The sequence below is a fragment of the Pseudomonas protegens genome, from assembly GCF_003732485.1.
In the GTDB taxonomy this organism is placed as follows: Bacteria; Pseudomonadota; Gammaproteobacteria; order Pseudomonadales; family Pseudomonadaceae; genus Aquipseudomonas; species Aquipseudomonas protegens_B.
The window spans coordinates 439,933-448,323 of the sequence record NZ_MOAK01000086.1; the positions used below are offsets into that span (position 1 = coordinate 439,933).

General features: G+C 63.2%; 8 protein-coding genes and 1 pseudogene. 3 read left to right on the forward strand and 6 right to left on the reverse strand.

Annotation, left to right across the window (positions count from 1 at the left end):
* Both BLX41_RS36580 and BLX41_RS28970 read left to right on the forward strand, forming a co-directional pair.
* A partial coding sequence (locus BLX41_RS36580) for an efflux RND transporter permease subunit (RefSeq protein ID WP_259745315.1) occupies positions 1–1,190 on the forward strand: 1,190 nt, incomplete at its 5' end.
* A 261-nt stretch (positions 1,191–1,451) separates the two neighbouring features.
* A complete protein-coding gene (locus BLX41_RS28970; protein WP_123727640.1) occupies positions 1,452–2,624 on the forward strand; it encodes an aromatic ring-hydroxylating oxygenase subunit alpha in 1,173 nt (390 codons plus the stop codon).
* A gap of 59 nt (positions 2,625–2,683) precedes the next feature.
* Here BLX41_RS28970 and BLX41_RS28975 read toward each other — a convergent pair whose 3' ends face one another.
* From BLX41_RS28975 to plsB, 3 genes are read right to left on the reverse strand one after another with little or no spacing between them, the layout of a single operon-like run.
* On the reverse strand, positions 2,684–3,373 hold the full coding sequence (locus BLX41_RS28975; RefSeq protein ID WP_102878539.1) for a DUF4197 domain-containing protein: 690 nt from the start codon (positions 3,371–3,373) through the stop codon (positions 2,684–2,686).
* A 24-nt stretch (positions 3,374–3,397) separates the two neighbouring features.
* Positions 3,398–3,796: a YbaY family lipoprotein gene (locus BLX41_RS28980; RefSeq protein ID WP_123727641.1), complete on the reverse strand. Its 399-nt coding sequence runs from the start codon at positions 3,794–3,796 to the stop codon at positions 3,398–3,400.
* Between the two features lie 51 nt (positions 3,797–3,847).
* Positions 3,848–6,352: a glycerol-3-phosphate 1-O-acyltransferase PlsB gene (gene plsB / locus BLX41_RS28985; protein ID WP_123727642.1), complete on the reverse strand. Its 2,505-nt coding sequence runs from the start codon at positions 6,350–6,352 to the stop codon at positions 3,848–3,850.
* Positions 6,353–6,605: 253 nt separating this feature from the next.
* Here plsB and BLX41_RS28990 point away from each other — a divergent pair, with 253 nt between their 5' ends.
* The gene (locus BLX41_RS28990; protein ID WP_011059510.1) at positions 6,606–6,815 is read left to right on the forward strand and encodes a cold-shock protein; all 210 of its coding nucleotides are present in this window, start codon (positions 6,606–6,608) and stop codon (positions 6,813–6,815) included.
* A 102-nt stretch (positions 6,816–6,917) separates the two neighbouring features.
* Here the strand turns inward: BLX41_RS28990 and BLX41_RS28995 are convergent, their stop codons facing one another.
* From BLX41_RS28995 to BLX41_RS36585, 3 genes and pseudogenes are all read right to left on the reverse strand, one after another.
* Positions 6,918–7,295, reverse strand: coding sequence for a hypothetical protein (locus BLX41_RS28995; protein ID WP_123727643.1), 378 nt, complete (start codon positions 7,293–7,295; stop codon positions 6,918–6,920).
* A gap of 85 nt (positions 7,296–7,380) precedes the next feature.
* Positions 7,381–8,190 carry a putative RNA methyltransferase gene (locus BLX41_RS29000; protein WP_123727644.1) on the reverse strand — a complete coding sequence of 270 codons (810 nt, stop codon included), beginning with the start codon at positions 8,188–8,190 and terminating at the stop codon, positions 7,381–7,383.
* Positions 8,190–8,391, reverse strand: a pseudogene (locus BLX41_RS36585) (M20/M25/M40 family metallo-hydrolase); the annotation flags it as partial. The gene BLX41_RS29000 and the pseudogene BLX41_RS36585, both read right to left, overlap by 1 nt.

Genomic DNA, 8,391 nt, shown 5'->3' on the forward strand with positions numbered 1-8,391 from the left:
AGTTCGTGGTGCTGGCCAAGACCATCGAGGAGCGGGAGAGCCTGCGCAGTTGGCTGATCGCCACCCTCAATGAGCAATTCCCGGCCTTGCGCTCCCGGGTCACGCGCCTGGAGAACGGCCCGCCAGTGGGTTATCCGGTGCAGTTCCGGGTCACGGGCGAGCATATCGAGGAGGTTCGCGCCCTGGCACGCAAGGTGGCCGCCAAGGTGCGGGAGAACCCCCATGTGGTCAACGTACACCTGGACTGGGAGGAACCGAGCAAGGTGGTCTACCTGAATATCGATCAGGACCGGGCCCGGGCGCTGGGGGTCAGCACTGCCAACCTGTCGAAGTTCCTGCAGAGCTCGCTGATTGGTTCCACCGTCAGCCAGTACCGTGAGGACAACGAACTGATCGAGATTCTCCTGCGCGGAACCCAGCAGGAGCGCACAGAGCTGGCATTGCTGCCAAGCCTGGCAGTGCCTACCGACAACGGTCAGAGCGTGTCGTTGTCCCAGGTTGCAACCCTGGAATACGGTTTCGAGGAAGGGGTGATCTGGCATCGTAACCGTCTGCCCAACGTCACCGTGCGTGCCGATATCTACGGCAAGGAACAACCGGCGACCTTGGTGCAGCAGATTCTGCCCACCCTGGAGCCGATCCGTGCCGAACTGCCGGACGGCTTCTTGCTGGAGGTGGGCGGCACTGTCGAGGACTCGACCCGTGGCCAGAATTCGGTGAAGGCCGGGGTGCCGCTGTTCATCGTGGTGGTGCTGACCTTGCTGATGATTCAGCTGCGCAGCTTTTCGCGCACGGCCATGGTGTTCCTCACCGCGCCCCTGGGGCTGATCGGGGTCACCCTGTTCCTCCTGGTATTCCGCCAGCCCTTCGGCTTTGTGGCCATGCTCGGCACCATTGCCCTGTCCGGGATGATCATGCGCAACTCGGTGATCCTGGTGGACCAGATCGAACAGGATATCAAGGCCGGCCTGCGTCCCTGGGATGCGATCATCGAAGCCACTGTGCGGCGTTTCCGTCCCATCGTGCTCACCGCCCTGGCGGCGGTACTGGCGATGATTCCGCTGTCGCGCAGTGTGTTCTTCGGCCCGATGGCGGTAGCCATCATGGGCGGCCTGATTGTTGCCACGGTCTTGACCCTGCTGTTCCTGCCGGCGCTGTATGCGGCCTGGTTCCGGGTCAGGAAGGACTGATCCGGGCAATTCGCAAGGCATCAATCAGGGCCGGGTAGAGATTGCCCGGCCTGGTTTTTACGGGGCACAGGTTTCCCAGCCATTGGCAACGCGCTTCTCGAACATCCGCTGCCTGGGTTCCAGGACCTGCAGGCTTGGGCCGCGGAGTCGTCAATGGACTGCAGGCCGCTGGGGTCGCCACGACCGGATCGCCAGCTCTGGCATTTCATCCGGGGTGCCCTGGCCCCTCTCCAGGGAACCTGATCTGAGCAGGAGGCGCCCATGCAGCACGCGACCCAGGTACAGCTACTCAAGAAAGCCCTGGCCCTGGCCGAGCAGGGCGTTTCCGATGGCGCCGAAGCGGCGAGTGCCTTGCCCGCCAGGGTCTACCTCGATGAACAGCGTTATCAGCGCGAACGCCAGCTGCTGTTCCGGGAGCCCTTGCTGGTGGCGCGTTCGACGGAAATTGCCGCCGGGCATTTTCTCACCCGCGACCTGTTGGCTCCCTTGTTGCTGAGCCGCGATCCTTCGGGGCGGCTGCGGGCTTTCCTGAATGTCTGCAAGCACCGTGGTACGCAACTGGTGAGCGACGTTGCCGGTGCCAATCGGGTGTTTGTCTGTCCTTATCATGGCTGGTCCTACAACCCCGACGGGCAACTGCGGGGCATTCCCCATGCCTATGGTTTTGCCGAGATCCAGCGGGCTTGCCTGAACCTGACCGAGGTGCCGGTGGCCGAGCGCTTCGGCGCGGTCTGGGTGCGTCATTCAGAAGGACCGGCCCTGGACCTTGCGGCCTTCTTCGGTGAACAGATCCTGGCGGATTTCGACAGTTTCGCCATAGACCGCCACGTCCTGTTCGACCCCCAGGACATTCGCCGCCCGGTGAACTGGAAGTTGACCATCGACACCTTCCTGGAGAATTACCACGTCGCCAAGGCCCATCAGGCAACCATCGATCATCTGTTCTGGCCGAACCTGGGACTGTTCGAGCGCCATGGCCGGCATATCCGCAACTTCTATGTGAAGCGCAATCTGCAGGAACTGCGGGACTTGCCCGAGAGCCAGTGGGACCTGCGTCGTCACGGCAACCTGCTGTATTTTCTCTGGCCCAATACCCTGGTGCTGGTGGAGCCCGATCACCTGGATTTCTCCACGGTCTTTCCTGACGGGCCGCTGGCCACACGAGTCCTCGGGCATACCTTGTTGGAGCAGGAGCCGGCCAGTGACAAGGCGCTGCGCTATTTCCAGAAGAACAATCAGATTCTCTATAGCGCCCTGGAAGAAGACTTCGCCATGGCGGCACGGGTACAGGCAGGGATTCGCGCCGGAGCCAGCGAGCAACTGTGGCACGGACGATTTGAAGTGGCGTTGAAGTGGTTTCACCAGGCGCTGGATGTTGCGCTGGACGATCCACAGGTGCGGGAAGGGGGTCTGCAAGCACACGGCGAGCGCTGAGCGCTCGCCGGCAACTTGCGGCCTTGCCCGCTAGGCAGTGGGCAAGTCCGCAGGACGGATCAGAGGGTGCCGAAGACCTTCTTGGCCAGGCTGGTAGCTGCAGCTGCCGGGTTCTGGCGAATGGTTTCTTCCTGCTTGCCGATCATCTCGAACAGGCCATTGAGGGCTTGCTCGGTCACGTAACCCTCGATATTGGCGCTCTTGGCATCCAGCACACCCAGGGTCGCGGCCTGGCCGGCGAAGGAGTTGTATTGCTTGGCCAGGCCGACCTGATCGGTGGCTTGCTTGACGATAGGCAGGAACTTGGCGCGGATCTGCTCGCGGCTGCTCTTGTCCAGATACTGGGTGGCGGAGTCCTTGCCGCCGGCGAGAATGCCCTTGGCGTCAGCCACGGTCATCTTCTTCACCGCATCCACCAGCAGTGCTTGCGCTTGCGGCACGGCGGCCTCAGCGGCCTTGTTCATGCTGGTTTCCAGTTGATCGACCTGATCACCCATACCGAACTGTTTCATTTTCTTCGCAACTTTGCCGAGGTTGCCCGGCAGTTCGATGCGCACATCGGGGTTGTTGCTGAACCCGCCGGGCGTACCCAGCTGTTTGACGGCGATCTGTGCGCCCTGGGTCAGGGCGTCCTTGAGGCCACCGCTGGCGTCACCCTGGGACAGGTCGCTCAGGGACAGGGCCAGGGCACTGGCGGAGATCAGCAGGCCAGCGCACAGGCTGGTGAAACGGAGCGAGGTACGGAGCATGGCGGCTTCCTTGGGCAATGAAAATTAACGTACAGCATCGACACGGAGTTTCAACGGCTGGGGATCCTTGCCGTCGAGGTTGACCCCGTTGTGTTCGGTGGTGATGAACATCAGCTTGCCGTCCAGTTCGATCCGCGCGCTGACCGCGTAGCGGTGGCCGGGCTTGACCTGGGCCGGGTCGTAGCTGAGGTGGAAGGGCAGCGGCACCTGGCCTTTGACCGGACCACTCTGCTCGGCCAGGACCACCGCCGGAGCGTCCGCCAGGGATACGTCCTGCAGGCTCACGCTCAAGGTGGCGGCAGGCGGCAGGGCGATGCGTTGCAGATAGAAGACTTCGCCGTCGAGGCTGGCCTTGGCTGCGGGGTGCATGGCCTGGCAGGCTCCAAGCAGCGCAGTGGCTGCCAGCAGGGTGAGTTTCTTCATGGCGGATCTCCGTATCGAGGGCGCCGCAGGTTCTGCGGCGCCGATAAGAATCTAGTCGCTTTGCGCCGGTGCCGCGAGCTGGTCGGCGGCATCTTCGCTGCGGTGCAGGGCGACCTGGCGGATCGACAGGCGAATCTCCGCCGGCAGCACCCGTTTGGCTGCGCCTTCGGCCAGTTCCCCCAGCAGTGGGTGGTAGCTCAACTTGCCGGCTTCGTCGCGGCGCAGCACGCCTTGGTCCAGCAGGGTCTGGATGAAGTGGCGGAACAGGCTCTTGTCGAAGAACTCCGGTGCATTGAGGCCATGCAGGATCGACAGGCGCTGGGCCATGACGGTGCACAGGTCTTCCAGCTCTTCGGCGCTGATACTGTTCTGGCCGCTGTTGAGCAACAGGGAAATGGCCATGTAGAAGCGTTGCAGGGTCTGGGCGATGCTCTTGGAGAGCAGGGTCAGCAGGACAAAATGCCGCGAGCTGGGTGCCGGGCGCAGGTACAGGTCTTTCTCGAAGCGCAGCAGGCCTTGCTCGACGAACGCCTCCAGCCATTGATCCACCACCGCATCCAGTTCTTCCAGGGGCCAGCGGATGAACAGCTCCGCCTGCAGGTAGGGATACAGCGCGCGGGTGTAGCGCAGGATCTGTTCGCGGCTCATGCGCGACGAGCTCTGGAAGAAGCTCGCCAGCAGCGCCGGCAGGGCGAAGATGTGCAGCACGTTGTTGCGGTAGTAGGTCATCAGGACGGCGTTCTGCTCGTCCAGGTAGAGGATCTTGCCCAGGGCGTCGCTCTGCTCGGCCAGCAGGTGCATGTCCTTGACGTGCTGGATCAGCGCCTGGCCATCGCCTTCCGGCAAGGTGGTGTGGGGCGAGTAGGGCACGCGGCGCAACAGGGCCAGGTACAGGTCCAGGACCCGGGCCATGGCACGGTCGTCCAGGGCCAGGCGGCTGGTGGACAGCAGGGCCAGGGCCACCAGGTTCACCGGGTTGATCGCCGCGGCTTCGTTGAGGTGCTGGGCCACCCGCTCGCCGAGACGGTTGGTGGTTTCATTGAGCCAGGCCGGACGGTACTGCGGGCCCAGTTCCTGGGTGCGCCAGTCCGGTTGTTCCTGGTCGAGGAATTCCGCCAGCTTGATCGGTTCGCCGAAGTTCACCGCCACCTGGCCAAAGCGTTGTTTGAGGGCACCGATGACTTTGAAGATGTCGAAGATCGACTCCTTCTTCTTGCTCGCGCCGCGCAGTTCGCCCAGGTAGGTGCGGCCTTCCAGGACCCGCTCGTAGCCGATGTACACCGGCACGAAAACGATGGGCATGCGTGAGGAACGCAGGAAGCTGCGCAGGGTGATGGCCAGCATCCCGGTCTTGGGCTGCAGCATGCGCCCGGTGCGCGAGCGGCCGCCCTCGACGAAGTACTCCACCGGGAAGCCCTTGGTGAACAGGGTGTGCAGGTACTCGTTGAACACCGAGGTGTACAGCGGATTGCCCTTGAAGGTGCGGCGCATGAAGAAGGCCCCGCCGCGGCGCAGCAGGCTGCCGATCACCGGCATGTTGAGGTTGATCCCGGCGGCGATGTGCGGTGGGGTCAGGCCGTTGCGGAACAGCAGGTAGGACAGCAGCAGGTAGTCGATATGGCTGCGGTGGCAGGGCACGTAGATCACTTCGTGGCCCTGGGCAATCTTTTGCACGCCTTCGAGGTGGTTGACCTTGATCCCGTCGTAGATCTTGTTCCAGAACCAGCTCAGCACCACTTCCAGGAAGCGGATTGCGGTGTAGGTGTAGTCCGAGGCGATTTCATTGCCGTAGCGCAGGGCCTGGGCCTTGGCTTTTTCCGGGGAAATTTTTTCGCGTTCGGCCTCGTCGAGGATCGCCTGTTTTACCAGGGGCTGGTTGAGCAGGCCCTTGACCAGGTTGCGCCGGTGGGAAATGTCCGGGCCGATGACCGCAGCCTTGAGGTTGCGAAAGTGCACCCGCAGGATGCGCTGGGCCATGCGCACGGTGCGTTCGTGGCCCTTGTTGTGCTCGATCAGTTCGCGCAGGTTGATCGGCGCGGAGAACTGCACCCGGGTCTTGCGCCCCAGGATCATGATGCTCAGCAGTCGGCGCAGGCGTCCGGTGACCGCCCAGCTGTCGGCGAACAGCAGTTTCCAGGGGCTGGACTCGCTGTCCGGCGACTGGCCCCAGAACACGCTGACCGGAATGATCTGCGCATCTTCGGCGGCGTTCTGGGTCAGGGCGCTGACCAGCCGGGTCAGGGTCGGCGGTGCGCCGCGCTTGTCCTGACGCCCGAGCCAGTCGGGCTCCGGGGTCAGGTAGAAGAACGCCGCCGGCTCCAGCAGGTTGCCCACCGACACCGGCAGCACCGGGCGTGGCAGGCCGGCTTTGGTGCATTCGGTATCGACCACGGCGAGGTCGGTCAGGGACGGATTTTGCAGGACGTAGAACACCGGCCGGCTGCGGTCGAGGTCGAGGGTGAAGGACGACTGGTTGATGGTTTCCGAGCGCACCCAGAGGTACAGCAGGCGGCGCAAGGTGCCAAACACAAGACGACGGATCGGGGAGCGGGTCATACGGCTTCTGCGTGAGTGAATAAGAAATCAAAACCGAGCAAGTGCTCGGGGCCGGTAGTGTGCCGGATTCGCCGAAAATCGGCAAAAAAGCGCCGAAACAAGATTGAGTTGAGAGTTTTTACGCCTGTCATATACTCGCCCGACTCTCCCGCGGTCGTATGGCCTCCACTCATAGAGAGGCAGGTCGAGGGAAAGTTCTCAGGGTTTGGTTGCAGTGCGCCAATCCAATAATAAAAAAATGAGGTATGGATTCATGACTACTCGTGAGACCGGCAACGTGAAGTGGTTCAACGACGCCAAGGGCTACGGCTTTATCCAGCGTGAAGGCGGGGCGGACGTGTTTGTCCACTATCGGGCGATTCGTGGCGAAGGCCACCGCTCCCTGACCGAAGGCCAGCAGGTGGAGTACGCCGTGGTCGAAGGTCAGAAAGGTCTGCAAGCCGAAGACGTCGTCGGCCTGTAACCAACTCTGTAGGAGCTGGCTTGCCAGCGAAAGAGGGGCGCTGGCGATGCAATGCTCAGGGGCCTCTTCGCCGGCAAGCCGGCTCCTACAGGATCGCGCTGTTCAGGCGGTGCGCCAGGTAATCTCTTCTTCACCGTCGGTGCTGATGCGAATCCAGCGATCGGCGGTCTCTTCACCTTCTTCCTCGACCCAACTGCCCGGTGCGCAGCGCACTTCCACATTGAGCGCGGCAAAGGCGGCGCGGGCACAGGCAATGTCGTCGTCCCACGGGGTCTGGTCGCTTTCCAGGTACAGGCTGTTCCACTTGCCGACGGCCTTGGGCAGCCAGGTCACGGGTACTGCGCCTGCAGTGCATTTGTAGGTCTGACCCTTCTGCACCCAGTCGCTGCACGGGCCGAGCACGGCGCCGAGCCAGGTGGCGATGGCCTTGTAGTCGACGTCGGCGTCTTTCAGGTAAATCTCGATATCGGGCTGGCGCATGGATGTCCTCATTGCCGGTCTGAAAAATCCATTCGCGGATTTCTTCGGCCGCGAGCACAGGCTCGGGACCGTGGGTTTTAGTGGGTTATTGCAGCACGAAATAATCGTAGCGCATCGATACGCTGACCTCGAAAGGCTCGGCCTGCTCGATCACTGCGGCCCGTCGTTCGGCGCTGGCGCGCCAGCCGTGGGGCGTCATGGCCAGCAGGTTGGCGCGGTCTTGCGGGCGTTCCAGATGCAGCTTGAACTCCAGGGTTTCGCTGTGGGCCAGGGCCATGCCTTCGGGCACCAGGGCCAGGTGCTTGTCGTCGGTGTATTCGCGCACTTCGTCGTACAGGCGTTCGCGCAGTTCCATCAGGTGGCCGCTGGTAGGACCGACTTTCATCAGGCCGCCGCCGGGGCTCAACAGGCGCTTGGCCTCCAGCCAGTCGAGGGGGCTGAAGACGCTGGCCAGGAACTGGCAGCTGGCGTCGGCCAGGGGGATGCGCGCCATGCTGGCGACCATCCAGGTCAGTTGTGGAGCACGGCGGCAAGCGCGTTTCACCGCCTCCCGGGAAATATCCAGGGCGTAGCCGTCGGCGCCGGGCAGGGCCTCGGCCAGTTGCGCGGTGTAGTAACCCTCGCCACAGCCGATGTCGACCCAGCGCTGGGGCGCGCGTTCTGTCGCCAGTTCTGCCAGGCGTCTGGCCACCGGGGCGTAATGCCCGGCGTTGAGGAAATCGCGGCGGGCCTCGACCATGGCCTGGTTGTCGCCCGGGTCACGGCTGTTCTTGTGCTGCACCGGCAGCAGGTTCAGGTAACCCTGGCGCGCACGGTCGAAGCGATGCCCGGCCGGGCAGACCACGCCATTGTCCACGGCATTCAGCGGGGCGCTGCAAAGAGGACAGGCGAGCATCAGGCAAGCAACTTGATCAGGGTCTGGTAGTAGATCTCGGTCAGCACATCCAGGTCACTGGCCAGGATGCGCTCATTGACCTGATGGATGGTGGCGTTGACCGGGCCCAACTCCACCACCTGGGTGCCCAGGGTGGCGATGAAACGCCCGTCGGAAGTGCCGCCGCTGGTGGAGGCCTTGGTCTCGCGACCGGTGATCTGC

What these genes read in the sequence shown, in the direction of transcription:
- BLX41_RS28970 (WP_123727640.1), top strand. Translation starts at nt 1,452, where the DNA reads ATGCAGCACGCGACCCAGGTACAGCTACTCAAGAAAGCCCTGGCCCTG.
- BLX41_RS28975 (WP_102878539.1), bottom strand. Translation starts at nt 3,373, where the DNA reads ATGCTCCGTACCTCGCTCCGTTTCACCAGCCTGTGCGCTGGCCTGCTG.
- BLX41_RS28980 (WP_123727641.1), bottom strand. Translation starts at nt 3,796, where the DNA reads ATGAAGAAACTCACCCTGCTGGCAGCCACTGCGCTGCTTGGAGCCTGC.
- plsB (WP_123727642.1), bottom strand. Translation starts at nt 6,352, where the DNA reads ATGACCCGCTCCCCGATCCGTCGTCTTGTGTTTGGCACCTTGCGCCGC.
- BLX41_RS28990 (WP_011059510.1), top strand. Translation starts at nt 6,606, where the DNA reads ATGACTACTCGTGAGACCGGCAACGTGAAGTGGTTCAACGACGCCAAG.
- BLX41_RS28995 (WP_123727643.1), bottom strand. Translation starts at nt 7,295, where the DNA reads ATGCGCCAGCCCGATATCGAGATTTACCTGAAAGACGCCGACGTCGAC.
- BLX41_RS29000 (WP_123727644.1), bottom strand. Translation starts at nt 8,190, where the DNA reads ATGCTCGCCTGTCCTCTTTGCAGCGCCCCGCTGAATGCCGTGGACAAT.